The sequence below is a fragment of the Flagellimonas alvinocaridis genome (assembly GCF_004916895.1).
Taxonomy (GTDB): domain Bacteria; phylum Bacteroidota; class Bacteroidia; order Flavobacteriales; family Flavobacteriaceae; genus Flagellimonas; species Flagellimonas alvinocaridis.
Map to the genome: position 1 here is coordinate 87,026 of NZ_SNTZ01000002.1, position 20,848 is coordinate 107,873.

At 42.5% G+C, this 20,848-nt stretch carries 17 protein-coding genes; 7 read left to right on the forward strand and 10 right to left on the reverse strand.

Annotated features, from left to right (window positions below; all coding sequences use genetic code 11):
• Window positions 1-20: 20 nt before the first annotated feature.
• Entirely contained in the window at window positions 21-1,571 is a 1,551-nt protein-coding gene (locus EZV76_RS05685; RefSeq protein ID WP_136565638.1) for a BCCT family transporter, read from the reverse strand.
• A gap of 1,006 nt (window positions 1,572-2,577) precedes the next feature.
• Between EZV76_RS05685 and EZV76_RS05690 the strand changes: the two genes are divergently transcribed.
• Window positions 2,578-4,422, forward strand: a complete 1,845-nt coding sequence (locus EZV76_RS05690; protein ID WP_136565639.1) for a hypothetical protein — start codon at window positions 2,578-2,580, stop codon at window positions 4,420-4,422.
• Between the two features lie 19 nt (window positions 4,423-4,441).
• On the opposite strand, the gene EZV76_RS05695 is transcribed toward EZV76_RS05690, so the two are convergent.
• The 4 genes from EZV76_RS05695 to EZV76_RS05710 all read right to left on the reverse strand — a co-directional run bounded on the left by EZV76_RS05695 (window position 4,442) and on the right by EZV76_RS05710 (window position 8,030).
• Window positions 4,442-4,627, reverse strand: coding sequence for a hypothetical protein (locus EZV76_RS05695; RefSeq protein WP_136565640.1), 186 nt, complete (start codon window positions 4,625-4,627; stop codon window positions 4,442-4,444).
• 113 nt (window positions 4,628-4,740) lie between these two features.
• Window positions 4,741-6,237 carry a carboxypeptidase-like regulatory domain-containing protein gene (locus tag EZV76_RS05700; protein ID WP_136565641.1) on the reverse strand — a complete coding sequence of 499 codons (1,497 nt, stop codon included), beginning with the start codon at window positions 6,235-6,237 and terminating at the stop codon, window positions 4,741-4,743.
• An 846-nt stretch (window positions 6,238-7,083) separates the two neighbouring features.
• Complete coding sequence (locus EZV76_RS05705) at window positions 7,084-7,608, reverse strand: DUF1648 domain-containing protein (RefSeq protein ID WP_136565642.1); 525 nt, start codon at window positions 7,606-7,608, stop codon at window positions 7,084-7,086.
• Window positions 7,605-8,030 (reverse strand): hypothetical protein, encoded by a 426-nt coding sequence (locus tag EZV76_RS05710; RefSeq protein WP_136565643.1) that lies wholly within the window; start codon window positions 8,028-8,030, stop codon window positions 7,605-7,607. The genes EZV76_RS05705 and EZV76_RS05710 overlap by 4 nt, the downstream gene beginning before the upstream one ends.
• A gap of 106 nt (window positions 8,031-8,136) precedes the next feature.
• Between EZV76_RS05710 and argS the strand changes: the two genes are divergently transcribed.
• Both argS and EZV76_RS05720 read left to right on the forward strand, forming a co-directional pair.
• A complete protein-coding gene (gene argS, locus EZV76_RS05715; RefSeq protein ID WP_136565644.1) occupies window positions 8,137-9,915 on the forward strand; it encodes an arginine--tRNA ligase in 1,779 nt (592 codons plus the stop codon).
• 2 nt (window positions 9,916-9,917) lie between these two features.
• Window positions 9,918-10,721, forward strand: a complete 804-nt coding sequence (locus EZV76_RS05720) for a zinc-dependent peptidase (protein WP_161594386.1) — start codon at window positions 9,918-9,920, stop codon at window positions 10,719-10,721.
• Here EZV76_RS05720 and EZV76_RS05725 read toward each other — a convergent pair.
• The 3 genes from EZV76_RS05725 to EZV76_RS05735 all read right to left on the reverse strand — a co-directional run bounded on the left by EZV76_RS05725 (window position 10,718) and on the right by EZV76_RS05735 (window position 14,815).
• Window positions 10,718-13,279 carry a TonB-dependent receptor gene (locus EZV76_RS05725; RefSeq protein WP_136565646.1) on the reverse strand — a complete coding sequence of 854 codons (2,562 nt, stop codon included), beginning with the start codon at window positions 13,277-13,279 and terminating at the stop codon, window positions 10,718-10,720. The genes EZV76_RS05720 and EZV76_RS05725 overlap by 4 nt on opposite strands.
• The gene (locus tag EZV76_RS05730) at window positions 13,257-14,171 is read right to left on the reverse strand and encodes a FecR family protein (protein WP_136565647.1); all 915 of its coding nucleotides are present in this window, start codon (window positions 14,169-14,171) and stop codon (window positions 13,257-13,259) included. Before EZV76_RS05730 ends, EZV76_RS05725 begins: the two co-directional genes overlap by 23 nt.
• A 143-nt stretch (window positions 14,172-14,314) precedes the next feature.
• Window positions 14,315-14,815 (reverse strand): RNA polymerase sigma factor, encoded by a 501-nt coding sequence (locus EZV76_RS05735; protein ID WP_136565648.1) that lies wholly within the window; start codon window positions 14,813-14,815, stop codon window positions 14,315-14,317.
• 114 nt (window positions 14,816-14,929) lie between these two features.
• Here EZV76_RS05735 and EZV76_RS05740 point away from each other — a divergent pair, with 114 nt between their 5' ends.
• The 3 genes from EZV76_RS05740 to folD all read left to right on the forward strand — a co-directional run bounded on the left by EZV76_RS05740 (window position 14,930) and on the right by folD (window position 19,123).
• The gene (locus EZV76_RS05740) at window positions 14,930-16,693 is read left to right on the forward strand and encodes a hypothetical protein (protein ID WP_136565649.1); all 1,764 of its coding nucleotides are present in this window, start codon (window positions 14,930-14,932) and stop codon (window positions 16,691-16,693) included.
• Window positions 16,694-16,797: 104 nt separating this feature from the next.
• Window positions 16,798-18,126 (forward strand): signal recognition particle protein, encoded by a 1,329-nt coding sequence (gene ffh, locus EZV76_RS05745; RefSeq protein WP_116218551.1) that lies wholly within the window; start codon window positions 16,798-16,800, stop codon window positions 18,124-18,126.
• Between the two features lie 109 nt (window positions 18,127-18,235).
• A complete protein-coding gene (gene folD, locus EZV76_RS05750) occupies window positions 18,236-19,123 on the forward strand; it encodes a bifunctional methylenetetrahydrofolate dehydrogenase/methenyltetrahydrofolate cyclohydrolase FolD (protein ID WP_136565650.1) in 888 nt (295 codons plus the stop codon).
• On the opposite strand, the gene EZV76_RS17050 is transcribed toward folD, so the two are convergent.
• Window positions 19,120-19,275 (reverse strand): hypothetical protein, encoded by a 156-nt coding sequence (locus EZV76_RS17050; protein ID WP_161594387.1) that lies wholly within the window; start codon window positions 19,273-19,275, stop codon window positions 19,120-19,122. The genes folD and EZV76_RS17050 overlap by 4 nt on opposite strands.
• Window positions 19,276-19,394: 119 nt before the next feature.
• On the opposite strand from EZV76_RS17050, the gene EZV76_RS05755 reads away from it, so the two are divergent.
• Window positions 19,395-20,021: a DUF2306 domain-containing protein gene (locus tag EZV76_RS05755; protein WP_136565651.1), complete on the forward strand. Its 627-nt coding sequence runs from the start codon at window positions 19,395-19,397 to the stop codon at window positions 20,019-20,021.
• Window positions 20,022-20,025: 4 nt separating this feature from the next.
• On the opposite strand, the gene EZV76_RS05760 is transcribed toward EZV76_RS05755, so the two are convergent.
• Window positions 20,026-20,841: a 3-keto-disaccharide hydrolase gene (locus EZV76_RS05760; RefSeq protein WP_136565652.1), complete on the reverse strand. Its 816-nt coding sequence runs from the start codon at window positions 20,839-20,841 to the stop codon at window positions 20,026-20,028.
• Window positions 20,842-20,848 lie beyond the last annotated feature (7 nt).

Sequence of the window (20,848 nt, forward strand, 5' to 3'; positions counted from 1 at the left end):
ACAATAATTAGTATGCCAGTTTATCCTTTCTTTCGAAACGAGCTCAAAAAAACTGTAGCCATAAACACCATAAAAAAAGCGAAGGGCAGGGAAGTGATGATGAGCAGTTTCTGAACGGCAGTAAGTACATCAATGTCTGGTTTGGCATTGCCTAGGAGAATGAGCGCCAAGGTCGCCAACAAAATAAAGATGGACCAGATAAGTCGATGTTTTTTCTGAGGATTGGGATTGCCCTTGTCCGTGAACATGCTCAATACAAATACGGCAGAATCCACGGAAGTGACCAAAAAGCTCACCAAAAGCAAAATGGTGATTCCGTTTAGCAGTCCCGAAAACGGATATTCCCCAAAAAAGATGAAGATGGACGAGAACACACTGCCAAACTCATTGTTGTAACTGCCCCAACTTTCAATAATTTCAAAGGCCGAAGTGCCAAAGACTGAAAACCAAAAGAAAGTTCCGAGCGAAGGGATGATCAACACCCCCAACAACATTTGCCGCAAGGTGCGCCCTCGTGAAATCCGGGCGATGAAAATACCGGTAAAGGGAGCCCAGGCCAACCAGAAGGCCCAATAGTAAAATGTCCAATCGGTGAGGAATTCAATGCCGGGGTTGTAGCGCCCCACCGCGATGCTCATCGGAACAAAATCCATGAGGTAGTACCAAGAGGCCTTTCCGAAGGAAAGCAGGATATCCCCCATATTGCTATTGACGAACACAAAGGCCAATAACAGCAGCGTTACCAAAATATTGAATTTGGAAATCCGTTTGATGCCCTTGTCCACCCCCAACCACACCGAGACAAACGCAATGGCGGAAATCAAAATGGCCAGCAGTAAAGTAATCGTTACCCCAAATTCAGGCTGAAACACATGGTTGAGACCTCCGGTAATTTGGGCGGTGCCCAGACCTATGGCGGCGATCAATCCAAAAACGGTGGTGATGATGGCCAGAATATCCACCGCATTGGCGCGTTTGGTACCCTTGAATTTTTGAGGGATGGAACTGCTCACCAGTACTTTTTGCTTTTTGGCAAAGAGCGCATGGCCAATGATCAGGGCAAACAATCCATAAAAGGCCCAAGCGGTAAAGCCCCACTGGTAAAAGGTGAACTCCAACGCCAAGATTTCTGGGGTGGTTTTGGAGGCAAAAGGTGGGTTTTGCTGCATAAAAATGGGTTCCTGCACCGCCCTGAGCAAAATTCCGGCCCCCATGCCCGTGCTGTAGAGCATACTGGCCCACGCCCAAGTGGAATGTTCTGGTTTTTCGTTGGGCTTACCCAATTTGAGCTTCCCCCATGGCGATACAGCAATGCCCAAGAGCAACAACACGCAACCGAGGCCCAGATACAGGTAAAAATACCCGAAGTGGCTCCGCACCCAGAGCGAGAGCATCTCAATGGATTGGTAGCTCCACTCCGTAAACAGGAACACCACTGCCGAGAACAGCAACAGCAGCCCGGTGGAGACGGCCAATAGTGGGTTGTTTTTTAGGAAGTTGTAAATGACTTTTGTTTTTCCCGAAGATAATAGGAAATCTGCACTTGTAATTTCTAGCCTTGTCCTGAGCATAAAGTGAAGGAGCTGCGAGAAATCTATTTTGGTTTGACACGAATGGCACAAATTTTCACGAATGCTCTAGGTCATTTAGAACGAATCTGAGAAATCTATGGGTGGGTTGAGATTTCTCAATCGTCCCAGGGGCTATTGGGACTCATGTCGAAATGACGTTTTGCATGGTTTTGTCATTTCGAGCGCCCGCCTGACCGGACGGGCAGGCATGTGAGAAATCTTTTATGGTTTGACACAAACTCCACGAATTATTTCGAATGCCTTATGTCATTTCGAACCTTGTCCTGAGAGTAGTCGAAGGAGCTGTGAGAAATCTGTTGGTGGATGGGATTTCTCAATCGATGCTTTGCATTTCATATCGAAATGACGTTTTGCCTGGTTCTGTCATTTCGAACGCCCGCCTGACCGGACGGGCAGGCATGTGAGAAATCTACTTTGGTTTGACACGAATAACACAAATTTTCTCGAATACTCTAGGTCATTTCGAACCTTGTCCTGAGAGTAGTCGAAGGAGCTGTGAGAAATCTATGGGCGGGTCGGGATTTCTCAATCGTCCCGCGGGCTATCGGGACTCATATCGAAATGACTACTGGCTGGCCTTGTCATCTTGAGCGGAGTCGAAAGGTAGACAGGGCATCTCGACTGTCCGTCCGAACGGACAGGCATGCGAGAAATCTCTTTTCGGAGTTTGACACGAATGGCACGGATTTTCTCGAAAGCACCGTCACCCTGAACCCGCCTAATCGGACGGGCAGGCTTGTTTCAGGGTCTTATGCTTTGGGATGGGATGCCGAAACGAGCCCGCCTGTACTATTCGGGCAGGTTCGGCATGACGCAGGATAGACATTGTTCATTGTAAATTGCTAATTGTACATTGTAATAAGCTTTCTCGCTATGCCTTGTAAGATATTTTGGTAAAAAATATTATATTGGGTTGATTTTTAGAAGTTTCCCTCCCCTTAATTTTACTTCAATAGGACTCTTTAATTATTAAATAAATCATCGGATGAGGTTAGAGAAAATACTAGATAAACTCGGCTCAATTGAAAAAAACTCTTTCATTAAAATCATAGATAGTATCATATCTAAGAATCCAAAAAACAAAAAGGAAATTAATGAGATTCTGATTACATCAGATAAGGGATTGAAATCTGTTGATAGTCAGAACATTGCTAATATTTTTACTCTGATTTCTAGTGAATTCAAAGAGCATATTAAATCTGAATTTCAAGAGATTACATCACAGTTGGACATCTTAATTGATATAATAATTAAAGATGGAAACTGCATAATGAAACAAGATTGGTTCTCGCGGCTATATGAAGCGGAAATCAAAAACTTAAATTCAAAAATTAAATCACTAAATGCTGACTTTGAGAACGAAAAATCTGATTTAAGTGAGATAAGAAAACGAGATTATCAAATATACAAGTCTTGTCTTTATACAGCATATAAGAATGATGTGGAAAGTAATAGAGACCCAAGAATAACATCAGATGAGCTATCAATATTACTAACCCTATCCAAGCAACTAGGGCTTTCTCAGGAGGAGATTAAATTGATTAATTACTCAATACTCCCAATTAAGAAAAAGGATATTCAAGACGTCATTAAAGAGTTAAAGAACATTGGAGTTATATTTTATTCTAACAAAGAGAATACGATTTATGTGGCGGATGAAATGGTTAGGATATTGAGAGAAGTTCGAGAAAAAGAAGTTGCAGAAAAGTTCTATCGTAGAACGCTCAAATTATTGAGAGAGCCCATAATAAATCAAATAGCAAGGGAGCATAACATTGATAGAAACCATACATTTTCTCAAAAAATTGAAGGAATAATAAAAGAGGGAGTTCCATTCACAAATTTATTGCTCTCAAAAATTTACAAATCAGATAGCACTCTAACCCAAAGGAAAAAGATACTTAATGAATTATGCGAAAAAGGATTAAATATTAAGAATCTAAAAGGAGCTACGTTAGATGAAAAAATTGAAAGCCTGATCAAGTACTTTGATAATGTTGAGCGTGATGAGAAAGTGGGAATTTCTTTGGATGGCTTTGACAAGCTCTTGTCTGAACTCAACGTAACTCTTCCAAAACTGAATATGCAGATAAGGGAACAATTCCAATTTCAAGAAGAACATGTTCTGAAAGCTGATTTTCTGCTTGACTATAACATAAAGCCTAGAGATATTCTTGATTTGATTTCCAAGGAGGACCTCAAAATGTTTATCAGGGAAAATGGAATTAAACAACGAGGGGATGACATACTTAATATTCTTGAATTTTATAAAGATGTAGAAAACCTTTACTTGGAGAATTATGAAAACGTGGCTTATCGTGATTTAAATCAACTGAAGGAAAATGGGATTGCAATTAAGGAAAGCGAACTTGGATTAAAATTTGAAGAACTGACTAAAGTTATTTTCAAAGGACTAGGTTTTAATGTGGATGATAAGTTTAGAAATCAACTAAATACAAAAAAGGATATGATGGATATTCTTTTGAACCTAGGTAACGATGAAATAATTATAGTTGAATGTAAATCGGTTAAAGAAAGAGGTTATAACAAATTTAGTACAGTATCTAGGCAGTTAAAGTCTTATCAAAATCTCGCTATCAAAAATAACCTGAGAATTGCTAAGATATTACTTGTATCACCTGAATTTAGCGATGACTTTATAGCGGACTGTGAACTGGATACTGAAATGAACCTATCACTTGTTCCAGCAGCATCACTTCGTAATATTTTTGAAGCATTTAAAGATTCCACATATCAAGAGTTTCCATATGTTTTGTTCAGAGATATTGTAATCAATGAGGAAAGGATTCTTAAAGCTCTTCGGAAGTAAGTGGTAAAAAAGCATTGGACTAAACCCTCAATTCAATCACAATCCCCTTCATTGCCTCCACTACATCTTGCACTTCCCTTCGGGAGAAGGTGTCTTCTTCCAAAAAGAACAACATAAAAATTCCCATCTCTAAAATTTGGGCCAATTTTTCTGGAGAGCCGTAGCCATCTTCAATCCATTCTTTAAAAGTCTCGTCTTTTTCCATAATAGGAGCAAGAAAAGCGTTTTTCGGCAACGGGTACATGTCATATATGACAAGAGGGGTAAAAGATGTTGGGTGAAAGGTGAACCTGAAAACTAAAAACTCAACCCTTACAACTATTCTTCCACAGTAAACTCCCGTATGGCTTGGTTGGGCTCCATAATGGTATGGCCCTGCCAAAATCCGGGGTCGTAGGTGGGCATATAGGTGGCGCGTGCGGTCTTGTCCTCTTTAAAGTTGGTAAACCGGGCTTCGGGCACCACTTCTTGGTCAAACACCACCAGTTCCCATTTTTGGGTGGGGCTCATCCTAAAATCTATGTTCAGGGAGAGTTCGTTCTGCTTGCGGCGGCCCTTTACGTGCTTGTTCTTTTCAATCACTTTTAGGGGGCGGTCCACGGCAAAATAGCGGCCAAAGGTAAAGTCCATAAAGCGGAGGTCGTACTTGCCATTGGGCAGTTGGGCAAAGCGCATGGTGCCCTTGTAGAGCACTTCGCGGTAGGTAATGCCCAGCAGCCTAAAATTGCGCAGGCGCTCGGTGTTCTGCACATCCAGCCGCATAATGGCAAAGTCGGAGATGTTTATATAGAGGCGGCCCTTGAACTCGGCACTGCCCCGCTTGGGCTCGTAGTCGATCACGTAGACCCCGGCATCGTCCATTTCGGCATAGCCGGCCAGGGTAAAGGCGTACTTTCGGGTCTTTCGGGTAAGGTCCAGCTTGCTGTCCTCTTGGTAGTAGAGTTCGTTCAGCAGTTCCTTGAACGCGCTTCGTTGGGCATCCACCAGACCGGAGATGGTGTCTTTTTCCACTTCGTCCTGTAGGTTTTGGGCCTCTTCCTCCGCCATTTCGCTGAGGATGGAATCTACCTGCACCTTTTGGCTAAAAATGCCCGATTTGATTTTCAGGTAGGAGTCCGGTTTTATGTTCTGCGTAAAAATGGTCTGCATGCGCTCGCCCAGTTCCTCAAAGGAGCCTACTTGGTTCTTGTCGTACAGGTCGGCCGCCTTGATGATGTCCAGTTTGTATGTGCCATTGTGTTTGTAGAGGTCGCCCAGACTTTCGGTATAGGTTTTGGCATTTTTGGGGATGCTTGCCGCAATGCTGTCCATGAGCCCCTTGTTGAGCTCCGGAATGCTGGATTCCTCAAACCCGAAGTCCACCTTGGTAATGGTGGCCAACTCGGACTGCCTCAAAAAGAAGCGCTGTTTCACGGGTTCCTTGTTGATGTTCTGCGGAAGGCGCTCCACCATTTTTTCGATGATCTCGTCCACGGTAAGCTCCTTATCGAACACGTACACGCCGCTAAGTTCTATGGCCTTGGGTTGAAGGAGCACCACACTGTCCTGCAATTGGGCAAGGGCAAAGCCCTGTTTGGCGTACCCCATGGAGGAGATGTAAATGGAATCGGGTGCGGAGGTGGCTTCCAAGGTAAAGCTGAAACGGCCTTCATCGTTGGTGATCGTACCTTGGTGTTCGCCGTACTGCACCGTGGCATACGGAATGCCTTTTTGGGTCTTGGCATCCACCAGTCGAGAGCTGATGGTCTGGGCGGTCATGGGCAGGGCCATGAGGAAAAGTAACACTGGGAAGATCTTGGTGTTGGACAAGGTCATCTGTTCGTTTTTGATGTGTTTTCTATAAAGACAGGGCAACTGCTAAAAGGTTGCACACGGGTTAGACGATTTAAGAGGGGATTTGTAACAAACATACCTAAGTCTTGTCACATCGAGCGCAGTCGAGATGTTTTGTCCACCTTTCGACTGCGCTCAAGATGACAAAACACGTAATGGTTTGACACGAATGCCACGAATTTACTTGAATCCTCTATGTCATTTCGAACGAATGTGAGAAATCTATGGGTGGTTTGGATTTCTCAATCGATGCTTTGCATCTTATGTCGAAATGATGTTTTTTTTTGTTGGACACGAATGATACGAATTTACTCGAATGTTCTATGTCATTTCGAACGAATGTGAGAAATCTATGGTTGGTTTGGATTTCTCAATCGATGCTTTGCATCTTATGTCGAAATGACTTTTTTTGGTTTGACACGAATGTCACGAATTTTCTCCAATGTCTTATGTCATTTCGAACGAATGTGAGAAATCTATGGGTGGTTGGGATTTCTCAATCGATGCTTTGCATCTCATATCGAAATGACGCTTTGCCTGTTGTTGTCATTTCGAGCGCCCGCCTGACCGGACGGGCAGGCATGTGAGAAATCTCTTTTGGTTTGACACGAATGCCACGGATTTTCTCCAATGTCTTATGTCATTTCGAACGAATGTGAGAAATCTATGGGTTGGTTGGGATTTCTCAATCGTCCCGACAGTTTTCGGGACTCATGTCGAAATGACGTTTTGCCTGTTGCTGTCATTTCAAGCGCAGTCGAGAAATCTCTTTTTGTTTGACACGAATGTCACGGATTTACTCGAATGCCCTATGCCCAAACTTTGAATTTAGACCTGCTCTCTTGCCACCACTACCATTTTGTAGACGTAGTATAGGGGTATAAGGCCATTGAGTACCCATAATCCAATAAGTAACTGAACATCTGCAGTATTGATCCAGCCTTTTATTTTTAAAAGAATGATTCCGGTGGTAATCAAAAAGGCCATTACAAAACAGAAGTTCATTACTGAAAGCATTCGCAATGCCAATGGGTATAGTTTGGGGGCATTTTCCTCGGTGACTTTTACGGGATAGTTCATGAGCCACGGTTTTAATTTGGTGGCAATTAGGCCCATGGCAAGGTACAGTCCAGCACTGAGCATGGGAATGGCCCACAAGGTAGATTTAGGTCCATAACCATCTACCCGCCCCTGAAAGTTGAAGTGCGTGGGGATGGTTTCGGGGAGATCAAAATAGACTCCCAGTACCAAAAAGACATTGAAGGCCACGACCATCCACCCCGCGCGATACAGTTTTTGATCTGTTGGGGAAGGTTTTACCTCAATTTTTGGTTGTTTTTTAAACAGGCTCATAGGTCTTCAATGGAGGTTGGTGTATTGTTCGCTTTCTGGTCCAATAATTTCTTGAAGAATTTCTGAACGGCCTTGGTGTCCGATATAACTTTGATATAGTGATGGTCCATATGGATGGAGTGCACGGCCATGTCTCCTTTGTACAGCGTTAATTTGTAATAGGGGATAACGAGTCCGTAGGTTTCCAATAGCGACCTAAACCGTACAATGATGCCCTTGGGCCTGAGTTCTATGTTGCAACTGTTCAGGTTGTTGTCCAAAATAAGCAGGTTCTGGATTTCCACACTGGTCTCGGTGATAAAGAGTTTTGGGGAGCCAATCCCGTCCATGGCGAATCTTTCCCTTAAGGGAAAAGGTTTTCCTACCGAAGCATCAATTTTTCGGGTAATGTCTTTATCGGAATAAGAGACGTTCAGAAGCATGCCTAAAAATACTCAAAATTGTGTGGATGTGTAATGCTGCGTGGCAGAAATAGTAAAACAAAAGCGCAAAAAAATGTGTAGTTTTGCGGGCTGAAATGCTTTTGAGATGAGTTTGCAGAACGATTTGAGCCTTAAGGTCATTGCGGCCGTAAAAGAACTGTACCAAGTAGAACTGCCTACGGTGGAATTTCAACCTACCCGTAAGGATTTTGAGGGAGATATTACCGTGGTGGTATTTCCTATGTTACGCTACGTGAAGGGGAATCCGGTACAGATCGGTAGCCAAATCGGTGATTATTTGCAGGAGCATGTAGATGAAGTGGCCAAATGCAATGTGGTACAAGGTTTTCTAAACATCGTTATTGAAGATAGTTACTATCTCAATTTTTTCAATGGCATTAAAAAGGAGACAAACTACGGGTATGTAAAAACACTTTTGGATGGTGCGGTAATGGTGGAATATTCTTCTCCCAATACCAACAAACCCTTGCACTTGGGACATATCCGAAACAACTTGTTGGGGTATTCCGTAGCTGAGATTTTAAAGGCATCGGGACGAAAAGTGTACAAAACCCAGATTATCAACGATCGTGGCATCCATATCTGCAAAAGCATGTTGGCTTGGCAGAAATTTGGGGAAGGTGAGACTCCAGAATCCACCGGATTAAAAGGCGATCATTTGGTGGGGAAATACTATGTGGCCTTTGACAAGGCTTACAAGGAGCAAATTGCAGCATTGGTTGCCAGTGGAATTGACAAGGACCAAGCTGAAAAGGAAGCACCCATTTTATTGGAAGCCCAAGAAATGCTCCGCAAATGGGAAGCGGGAGATGCTGAGGTAGTGTCCCTTTGGAAGAAAATGAACGCTTGGGTATATGCTGGTTTTGATACCACCTATAAAAACCTTGGAGTAGATTTTGATAAACTTTACTATGAGAGCGACACTTATCTGTTGGGTCGGGATGTAGTCAAGGAAGGTCTGGAGAAGGGGGTCTTCTTTAAAAAAGAAGATGGCAGCGTGTGGATCGATCTTACCGAAGAGGGACTGGATGAGAAAATTGTGTTGCGTTCCGATGGTACCGCCGTCTATATGACCCAAGATATTGGAACGGCCATTCAGAGGGTAACGGATTTCCCGGATATCAATGGGATGGTCTATACCGTTGGAAATGAGCAGGACTACCACTTTAAAGTGTTGTTCCTCATCCTAAAGAAATTGGGGTATACTTGGGCGGAACAATTGTACCATTTGAGTTACGGTATGGTGGACCTCCCCAGCGGAAAGATGAAGAGTAGGGAAGGTACCGTTGTAGATGCGGATGACCTCATCACCAACATGGAGGAGACTGCAGAGGCCATTTCGGTAGAATTGGGCAAACTGGAAGGCTATACCGAAGAAGAAAAGCAGCAACTGTACCGAACCATTGGGTTGGGGGCTCTAAAATATTACATCCTAAAAGTGGACCCCAAAAAACGGATTTTGTTCAATCCGGAGGAGTCCGTGGATTTTCAAGGGAACACGGGGCCTTTTATTCAATATACCTATGCTAGGATTCAATCCATTCTAAGAAAAGCCAATTTTGATGTCTCGACCGCGCTCGACATGACATTTTCCCTTCATGAAAAGGAGAAGGAGCTGTTAAAGGGTATTCAGCAGTTTCCAGAAACCATTCAATTGGCTGCTGAAAACTATAGTCCGGCCTTGATTGCCAATTACACCTATGATTTGGTGAAGGAATTCAATTCCTTTTATCAGCAGGTGTCCATTTTGGGCGAACCTGATGAAACCAAAAAGCAGTTCAGGGTACAACTATCCCAAAAAGTGGCGGAAGTGATTCAATCCGCTTTTAGATTATTGGGTATAGATGTTCCCGAGCGGATGTAGTTTTGGGAGTCACTGGGGTTGACATATTTGCCATAGCCTGTATTCTCTTTATACTTTCCTATTTGGTTTATATCGTCAACTATGCCATTGACCTCTATGAGCTAAATCCTTTTAATAGACCAAAAGCACTTACCTCAAAGGAGATTTTTATCATCAAGTCCAAAATTCCTTCCATCAATAGGTTGGATGTGGAGCAGCGTGAAATTTTATTCAAAAGGGTTTCTTGGTTCAGGACAAGAAAGCATTTTACTTTTAGAGGTCCTGTTGGTCATAAACAGGAATTAAAACTTTTGATCAGTACGGCAAGTTGTTTATTGACTCTGGGGATGAGAAACTATAAATTTCGAAGATCCGTGCACCGTATAGTGATTTATCCCTCGGAATATTATTCCTTGATCAATAGAAAGCATCATCTTGGGGAGTATAACGTTGGTCTTAAAACTATTGTTTTCGCTGCTGATAACCTAGAAAAAGGATTTGAGCAATCAGATGACAATGTTAACCTTGCAATTCATGAATTCTCACATGCACTGTACCATGAAACAAAAGGTAGGAATTCATGGGAGTCCTTGAAATTTCAGGCTGGATTCCGAAGGATGGAAAGAATGTTCTCAGATAAACATTTTACTTCAAGGATGGAGTCCACGGGTTACTTTAGGGACTATGCCAAGGCGAACATTCTGGAATTTTTTGCGGTGGCCTGTGAAAATTTTATGGAAACCCCGGAACTTTTTAAAAGGGATTTTCCAACACTTTTTGAAACACTCAAGAAGATGTTCAATCTCGATTTGGACAATCTGGCCTAGAAACTCACCCTAAAACTCACATTTGGGGTAATGCCCAAGGAAACACTTTCCACAGCTTCAATTTGGTCTTCATCATTAACACGGTAATACCGGTTTAAACTATTTTTACGGTTGGTCATATTGAGCAATGAAACTCCAGTGGTTGCCCGTATACTTCTACCCATATCAAAACTATAGACTGCAGAGGCATCTGCCCTAAAATACTCAGGTAAACGGCTGCTGTTGGGCGATTGATAGTTGATTCGGGCCGGGAAAAAAGAATTGTCCAAAGCCTCGTCCCCATCCAAGGGTTCGGTGTAGGGCTTTCCAGTACGGTAGTTTATGCCCAAACTCAGTTTTAGATCTTTATAGTTGTAGGTTCCCGCAAAGGTTATGGTGTGGTGTATGTCCAAATTGTTGGGAAATTTGCTGGGCACCACCGAGTTGAATGTATAATCGTTTTTGTTGTAGGCATAGCTCAACCAAGTGCTATAATTGTCCCCTCTTTTATTGATGAGGAATTCAACGCCTTTTACATCATAACTGCCTATTTCCCCGCTAAATTGGTTTTGGTTCTGAAACCCTTGGGTTCGGGTGCTGATGCCATCCACATTTTTGTAGAAACCTTCAAGGCCTAGATAAAAATTATTTCGTTCATAATTAATGCCTAAGGAGCCTTGTTTGCTCTGGGTGATGGGTAAGGTGTCGTCATCCGATAAGGTCCATCGGCGTTTTTCTATACCTAAAAAATTTTGTTCCAAATCTATGATCTGGTGGGTGGTCTGGCTTTTGAACTCCCCCAACAACTCTGCCCGAAGATAATTGGCCAGTTTGAAGTTGAGATTGATACGGGGTTCCACCAAATATTTGTTGAATGTACCCAGGTTTTCAATAAAATTGACCCGGGCCCCAACTCTCCCTATGAACTTGTTTTCAGAGGAGTGATATCCAATTTCGGTGTAGGGGGAATGAATACGGATAACACCCTTGATATTCGTGTCATAACTGGGTTGGGTAACAAAGGCCCTGTTGATAATGCCGGTTTCTATATATTGAAAACCATTGGTCCATTGTAGATGATCTGTTAATTTGTATTCGGTGTTCACTTTTACTGCTCTTTCATCCACAATGTTCTTTTGCTCCAGTTGCTGTATCTGATTGTCAAAAATGCTTTGTGCGTCTAAGTTGTATCTGGAATAATACACGTTGAGTTGGGAAGAAAAGTTGCCGGACCAATCACTCAACAGTTGACCCCCAATGGAGATATTGGTCTGCTCCAAGATGCTTTGGGTGGTCTCATCATTGGTTTGGTCGGTTTCAATATAATTTAAATTGTTGTTGATGTGGATCGCACTGAATCGCAGTTTATGAAAATCATTGATGTCGTACAGCAATTTTCCCGAAAAATCATAGAAATAGAAATCTTCATCCCTTGAAATGTTCTCATCAACGGTAACATTGTTCTCATCGGTCACCTTGCTATCTTGAAAGGCCCGGTCGAAAAACTTATTGTAGGTGGGCGTGTTCAGAAAATCGGTTGTGGAGCGCCTTGCCGAAAACTGAAATCCCAATTTGTTGCTCAAGGGAAACTGGCCAAAGATATCCCCACTGATGAAATTGAAACCTGCCCCACCTTGAAAGGTGTCGGCAATTTGGTTGCTTGTCTCCATTTGTATAACGCTGCTCACCCCATCACCAAAGGCAGCAGGGGTACCATTTTTAATAACAGAAACTTTATCTGTCAAATAAGGATTGAAAGCTGATATCAGCCCAAAAAAATGTCCAAACTGATACATTTTTATGCCGTTCCACAACACAAGGTTTTGATCGTTGGTGCCCCCTCTTACATTGATGTCAGATACGGTCTCGTCTATACTTTTTATCCCGGGTAATGCCTGAACGGTCTGTAGAATGTCGGGTTCTATAAGCCCTGGCAAAATTCCAAATTCTGCAGTGTTCAGTGTAATGCTGGCGTCCTTCTCTTTGATAAGCCCAGTGGTTAGGTATTTGTATACAATGACCTCGTCCAATTGTTCGTAATGTTGGGCCAATAAAATTTTGGGACATCCTCCTTGTTGGACAAGGCTTTCAATGGGAATGTACTTGGTAAGGTAGCCTAAATATCGAATTTTGAGCGATGCGCCTCTTGAGACGTTATGCAGCATGAAACCACCGTTGGAATCTGTGGTCTGCGCAATTTCGGTTCCCAAGACTTCCACTGTGGCCCCGGGAATGGTGTTCTCGGCAAAATTGTCCAACACAGTTCCGCAGAGGGTTATGCTCGTGCTTTTGGTCAGCGTATAATAGCGGTCATTGAGTTTTTCGGTTTGTAGTTGCAATCGTGACTCAATATAATCGAGTATATCATTTAGGGCCACCAAATTTTCTGGAATGCTTATGGTGAAATCATCCAAGTCCTCGTTGAGGTATGAAAACTTGATGTTAAAACGCTCTTCCAAGGTTTTTAGGTAGGGAATAAGACCTATGGAATTTTGCTGTTCTTGGGCATGAAAGGTATGGAAGAACAGCAAGAAGCCCAGAATAAGGCAGAAATGACTATGGCGTAGTGTTCCCAGCATAGAAAAGTACATTATCACCCTCAACTTTGTATTGGATTTGGGATGGGGTACTTATACTTTTTAACGCCATATTTAGGTCTGTGTTGTTGAAGCTGCCCGTAAAAAGCAACTCGGTGTTTATATTTTTTGTTGTCACACGGAGGTTAAACTGCCTTTCCAATTCAGCGAAGACAAATTGGAGGGGTATACTTTCAAAGCTACTTTCGTTGTTCATCCATGTGGGTTGATTGTCTTTGGGTTCCGCCGTTTTTACAAGTTTTCCATCAATGACCAAAAACGATGAACCCGCTGGCAATTTGGTTTCTTGGTCATTAAAAGTAACGCTTACCAAACCTTCGTAACAAGTTACTTCAAAAAAACCTTTTCTATTTTCTACATTGAATTGGGTTCCGAGCACTGCAACAGTTCCGTGGTCTGTTTGCACGGTGAATTTTTTTCCTTTGGCCACTTTAAAGAAAGCTTCTCCTTTCAGGGTTATATTTCGTTCTTGATCCCACTTTTTCTTGCTAAAGGAGACATGTGAATCTGCATTTAGGAATACTTCGGAATTGTCGGGAAGAATCACTTCGGAACGTTCTGCTAGCGAAGTGCCAACAGATTCATCCAGTGTGTTCAGGTAGAAATAAGAACCAGCCAGCATAATGGCTATGACGGCGGCAACACGAAGGAATTTCTTGAACGGATTCAGGGTGATCACCTTTGGTGCTTGGCCAAAATGTTGCTGTTTGATCAGTTCAAAAGCACTGTCCATATCAAATTCTGGAGACTTCAAAGTGCTTGAGATCTCTTTGAGCTTTTGATAGGAAGCATACTCTTCGGACTTTTTAAATTCCGCAAGCTCCTTTTCGGAAAGCTCTCCACTGAGCCATTTTGCCAAGTAATTTTCCTGCATGGTTTCTATGCTTTACCTTATTGTAACAACTATATTCTAAAAAACCCTACTTTATCAATTAACAATGTTCAATTAGCAATATTCAATAAATGGTTAACGGCAATTGATTATTGCTAATTATAAATTGTCCATTATACATTGTATCATAAGCCATCTATTTGTTCCCTCAGACTTTTTAGGGCCAAATGCATCCGTTTTTCAATGGCTTTTACACTAACACCTTCCATTTCGGCGATCTCGGCATATTTTTTTCCATCGATTCTGTTCAATAAAAAAGTGGTCCGTTGATTTTCGGGAAGCGCGTTAAGGGCATTTTCCAACTTTTCTTTGTACTGCTTTTCTTCCATCAAAAATTCTGGCGAAAGATTGGAAGATTGTTCATTTACGGAATTAGCGTACTTCAACCGTACCTTTTCAGCCTTTATTACATTTAAATAGAGGTTATTGGCAATGGTGTACACATAGGACTTTGCTTTCTCCGGGCTCACCTTTGCGCAGTTCTCCCAAAGCTTTACAAAAGCTTCCTGTACTGCATCATTTGCTTTTTCCGCGTTTCCAAATTTATAATAGATATAATTGAAAACCGTTTTGGAATTGGACTTGAATATGGAACTGAAGACTTGTTCTTCACAAACGTTGCTCATGGAAAAAGGTTTGTTTCCGTTTCAAAGATATTTTAAAAAAAATTAAGATTTGGTAGGGTTTTTTTTAACGCAGTTGTTTTAGGATTGAATTCTAACCCCAAAATTCAAATTGTTATGAAAAAGTTGATGCACAACTTCTTATACGTAGGCCTTTTACTTGCGGGCCTTAATTTTACTGCTTGCCAAGATGAGTTTGAGGAAATTGGCGGCGTTGAAGATCAGGAAACCATTATTGCCAACTCCAATACGGCACAACTGATCGAGAAAACATCTTCCCAAGATGGTTCTTATGACAATATTGTGGACAAAGCAAGCTGTTTTGCCGTTAAGTTTCCCTATACCGTTGAGGTGAATGGAATCCAAATCACAATAGATTCCAAAGAAGACTTGCACACCATAGAGGAAATCTTTGATGAAATAGATGACGATGACGACATTCTTGATATCATCTTCCCCATTACGATTACCCTTTCGGATTTTAGTGAAATCGTTATTGAAAACTTTGACCAATTGGAAGAAATGGCAAGAGATTGCCTAGAAGGAGGAGACGATGATGATATTGAATGTATCGATTTTGTATACCCCATTACCTTGTTCAATTTTGATGTGAACAACCAAGTATCAGGAGAGGTTAAGATTGAAAGCGATGAGCAAATGAGAAAGTTCTTTGCAGAACTTGAGGATGATGCCTTGGTGAGTATTGACTTTCCCATCACCCTAAAAAAATACGATGGTACCGAAATCGTAGTTGAAAACAATGCCTCACTTGCTGCTGCGTTGAGCAATGCCAAGGACGATTGTGACGAAGATGACGATGATGATTATAATGATGATGATTTTAGCAAAGAACGATTGGACGCTTATTTGGTGGAATGCCCATGGGAAGTAAGAGAAGTAATCCGCAATGAAGTGGACCAGACCGGTCAATATTTTGAATACTTGATGACTTTTTCCGAAGATGGTGCCGTAGTAGTAAAAGTTGCCAGCGGAAATACACTTAACGGTACTTGGAGTACAACTCAGTCTGACCATGGACCAGTTCTGGCCTTGGAGTTCGACACCTTGGTTGACTTTAATTTGGAATGGGTGGTATACGAAGTCGGAGAAGGTAAAATCAAGCTATATGCCGAAAGTGCCAACAGGATCATACTTAAGCAACGATGTGATATCAATCCTGGAGAAGAACCAGACCCTGATACGTTGAGAGCTATCCTTGGTGAATGCGAATGGATCATTAAAAAAGTGAAAAACCAAGGCGAAGAGATTGAAAGATTGTTGGGCTATGAATTCAAGTTTATGGCAGAGGGTGTGGTTACCTTGAGCAATGGTGTGTCAACTTCCGAAGGTACTTGGGAAATAGGCCTTAACAGCCAGTTGGTCATGTCACTTATGATTACCATGGGAGATGAACCCGGGGTTAACTTCGAATGGCCTTTAAGAGATCTTGCCAATGACAGACTTAAATTTGAAGTGGAAGATATTGGCTACGAACTAATCTTACAGCGTGTTTGTGATGATAATGCTGATGATGAAGATGTAGCGGAAATTAGGAATATTATGATGGGTGGACCATGGATGGTTGCGCAGTATACGGAAAACAATGAAGACCTTACCAGTGAATATGCTACTATGGAATTCAATTTCGATACCATGCACCAAGTAGGAGTATCTATAAATGATGATTCAATTGCAGAAGGACTGTGGAGGGTGTTGAGAAACCATGATGGAGTGCTGAAATTCTATTTGAATTTAGGTGCAGAAGGCTCTTTGGGAGAGCTTACCGAAGATTGGTATATCAACATGGTTGAGGCCAACAGAATTGAATTGGTACATGAACAAGAGAACTCAACGGAGATATTGGTCTTTGAAAAACCATAAAATTTCCCCAATCTGTTAGTTTGAAAAGGACGGCTCTCCCCAAAGCCGTCCTTTTCTTTTTAATTATTCTTAAATTTGTCCCTCTTTTAAACTGAAGTAAGAACATGTTCGACAATTTAAGCGATAAACTGGATAAGGCGCTCCACGTCCTCAAAGGACATGGACAGATTACGGAGATCAATGTGGCGGAAACCCTTAAGGAAGTTCGTAGGGCCCTATTGGATGCCGATGTCAACTTTAAGATAGCCAAGGAATTTACCAATACCGTAAAGGAAAAGGCATTGGGTCAGAACGTACTGACCACCCTTCAGCCCGGCCAACTTATGGTCAAGATTGTCAAGGACGAGCTTACGCAACTTATGGGAGGCGATGCCGAGGATATCGACCTGTCAGGAAACCCATCCGTGATTTTGATGTCCGGTCTACAAGGTTCCGGTAAGACCACCTTCTCCGGAAAATTGGCCAATTACCTTAAAAACAAGAAAACCAAAAAACCATTATTGGTGGCCTGTGATGTGTATCGTCCCGCGGCGATTGACCAGTTGCATGTGGTTGGCGAACAAATTGGGGTTGAGGTGTATTCCGATCGGGAGAACAATGATCCCGTGGCCATTGCCAAAGCTGGTATAAAACACGCCAAAAGTTTAGGTTGCAATGTGGTGATCGTGGATACCGCTGGTCGTTTGGCCGTGGATGAACAAATGATGACCGAGATTGCCAACATCCATAAAGCCATTGAGCCCCAGGAGACTCTTTTTGTGGTGGATTCCATGACGGGTCAGGATGCGGTGAATACGGCCAAGGCCTTCAACGATGTACTCAACTTTGATGGGGTTATCCTGACCAAATTGGATGGAGATACCCGTGGGGGTGCAGCCATTTCCATTAAATCTGTGGTGGACAAACCCATTAAGTTCATCGGTACCGGTGAAAAAATGGAAGCCATCGATGTTTTCCACCCTTCAAGGATGGCCGATCGTATTTTGGGGATGGGAGATGTGGTTTCCTTGGTAGAACGTGCCCAAGAGCAGTTCGACGAGGAGCAGGCCCGTAAAATCCAAAAGAAAATTGCCAAGAACAAGTTTGGTTTTGACGACTTCCTAAGCCAGATTCAACAAATCAAACGGATGGGGAACATGAAAGACCTTATGGGAATGATTCCCGGTGCGGGAAAGGCCCTTAAAGGCTTGGATATTGATGACGATGCCTTTAAGCATATTGAGGCCATTATCCACTCCATGACCCCTGATGAACGTTCTACACCATCCAAACTCAATGCCAGTAGAAAAAAGCGTATCGCAGCTGGTAGTGGCACTTCCATCCAAGAAGTGAATCAATTGCTAAAACAGTTTGACCAAATGAGCAAAATGATGAAGATGATGCAAGGTGGAGGTGGCAAAAAGATGATGCAGATGATGCAGAACATGCGATAATTTTGTCAGACAACAGACATCGGACACTAGACTTCAGAAATCAGATATCTGAAATCAGACAATAGATAACAGAACCACTATTTAATTACCAGAAAACCAAAGCCAGACCATGGAAATCCTTGACGGAAAAAAAATATCAAACCAAATCAAAGAAGAAATCGCCGTTGAGGTGGCGCAAATGAAAGAAAGAGGGGAAAAAGTACCCCATTTGGCCGCTGTTTTGGTGGGGAACGATGGTGCTAGCCTAACCTATGTGGGCAGTAAAGTACGTTCCTGTAAAAAAATAGGTTTCGAATCCACCTTGATCCATCTTCCTGAAGACACCACAGAGGATGCCCTGTTGAAGCAGGTAGCGGAGCTTAATGCCAATCCAGATATTGACGGATATATTGTTCAGTTGCCCCTGCCCAAGCATATTGATGAGGAAAAAGTGCTACTGGCTGTTGACCCAGATAAGGATGTTGATGGTTTTCATCCCACCAATTTTGGAAAAATGGCCCTTGACATGGAGTCGTTCATTCCTGCTACTCCCTTTGGTATTATGGAATTGCTGCGTAGATACAATGTTGAAACTTCAGGCAAGCACACTGTAGTGATCGGTAGAAGCCATATTGTGGGAAGGCCTATCAGTATTTTGATGAGCCAGAAAGGAAAAGCGGCCGATGCCACGGTTACCCTAACCCATAGTAGGACCAAGGATCTTAAATCACTTACCTTGCAAGCCGATATTGTGGTCTCGGCATTGGGAGTTCCCAATTTCCTTAAAGCCGATATGGTCAAGGATGGGGTGGTCATCATAGATGTGGGTATTACCCGCGTTCCCGATGAAACCAAGGAACGGGGATACTACATCACTGGGGACGTCGATTTTGAAAATGTGGGCAAAAAAGCCTCTTACATCACGCCAGTTCCTGGTGGCGTAGGTCCTATGACCATTGCCATGTTGCTAAAAAACACCTTGTTGGCTAGAGGAAGACACAAAAACAAGAAAAATTAGTTCACTTTTTCCTGCTCCATCCTATCTAAAAGGGCTTGTTGCTCCTCTTCAGGAGTAATGTGGTCAAACTCAGTCTCTCCTTCGTCATTGGTGCAACTTGTTACTGCCATTGATGAAAAAAATATGGTAATTAGGAGTAGAATTATTTTCATGATGATGCGATTTGGGAGGCTTAATGGCCGGTTCATCAACCTATATAACGATTAAGATTTTTGATTCTTGTTTTTTCACCCAAATATTCGATAACTTACCTATCTGAAAATCAAAGTATATGGCCGGTATGGTTAGAAACAGGGTAGCTTGGATTGTGTTCGCCTTTTTGGCCATGGCCATTGGAATATATCCCTTGGCTTATTTATTTTCCTCTGGTGATTTTGGTCTTCTGGCCGGAAAATCAAAGGAACTATTGGCCAATCAAGTTTGGCGTGCTGCTTTCTACGGACATATTTCCTTTGGAGGATTGGCCTTGTTATTGGGGTGGTCGCAGTTTAGTAAAAAGTTACGTTCCAAGTACTTAAAACTACACCGAAACCTTGGGAAAGTTTATGTAGGGGCAGCTTTCATCAGTGGAATCTTTGGAGTATATCTGGGATTTTTCGCAACAGGGGGTATTGTTCCGGCACTAGGATTTATAGGGTTGGGATTGATATGGTTATACACCACGGGATGGGCATATTGGGCTATCAGAAAAAAAGACCTGTCCTTGCATCAGGGAATGATGATCTACAGCTACGCGGCCTGTTTTGCAGCAGTTACACTTCGCATTTGGCTACCTTTGCTAACAATGGTTTTTGGCGAATTTTTAATTGCCTACAAGATTGTGGCATGGCTTTGTTGGGTGCCCAACATGGTATTTGCCCATTTGTGGGTAAGAAGAAAAGGGCTCACTTTGGAATGAGTTCTTACTCGTCAAGAATCTTTAACGCCACTTTCCTAAAATCTATGGCTTGACCTTCACTTTGAAGCGCAATGAATCCTTCTTTTAGAGGGGTCCCATCAATTTTAATGGATTCGTCATAGCGATTGGCCACCCCACCACCAATCTGGGGCTTGCTGTATTCCAGTACCTTTTTGCCATTGATGATATGGGTAATCAACGAATCGGTATGTACAATCAGCTCTGCACGTACCCATTCCCCAACAGGATAGGTGTCGCTGGAAGAACTAATGCAGTGTCTAGGGTCAATCTGTCCTTCATAAACCACATCTGTCCCTGGTGAACACATGTTTCCGGTTGGTCTGGATTCTCCTTTGTTTACTTCCGCAAGAAACTGCATCTCCACAGAAATGGGCCAATCTTGCTCCTTGGGCATGGTTCTGGGGTCTTGGGAGTGGAACATGACCCCACTGTTTAGCAATGTATAATCTGGTGCAGTCTCGTACCATCCCTCCACAAACCGATATTCCACAACCAAATGATAGTTGGAAAAAGGTTGGTCGTAATACAAATGACCATAGCGTTCATTGAAATGGCCTTCATAGTTATCGTACCTCACCTGGAGAATACTATCTTTTACTCTAAAAGTGTCCCCAAAATTATCCCCAACCTCATAGTGGTGAATTTTTACGGTCCAATTGTCCAAATTTGCCCCGTTGAACAGTTGAATCCATTCACTTTGGTCTTTTCCAGTTTCCTTGTTTTTTTGCTTGCAGCCGAGGGTGAATACTGTTATTGCCAGTGTAGAAGCTAGCAGAAAAATAGGCTTTACGTTTTTCATGGTTGAC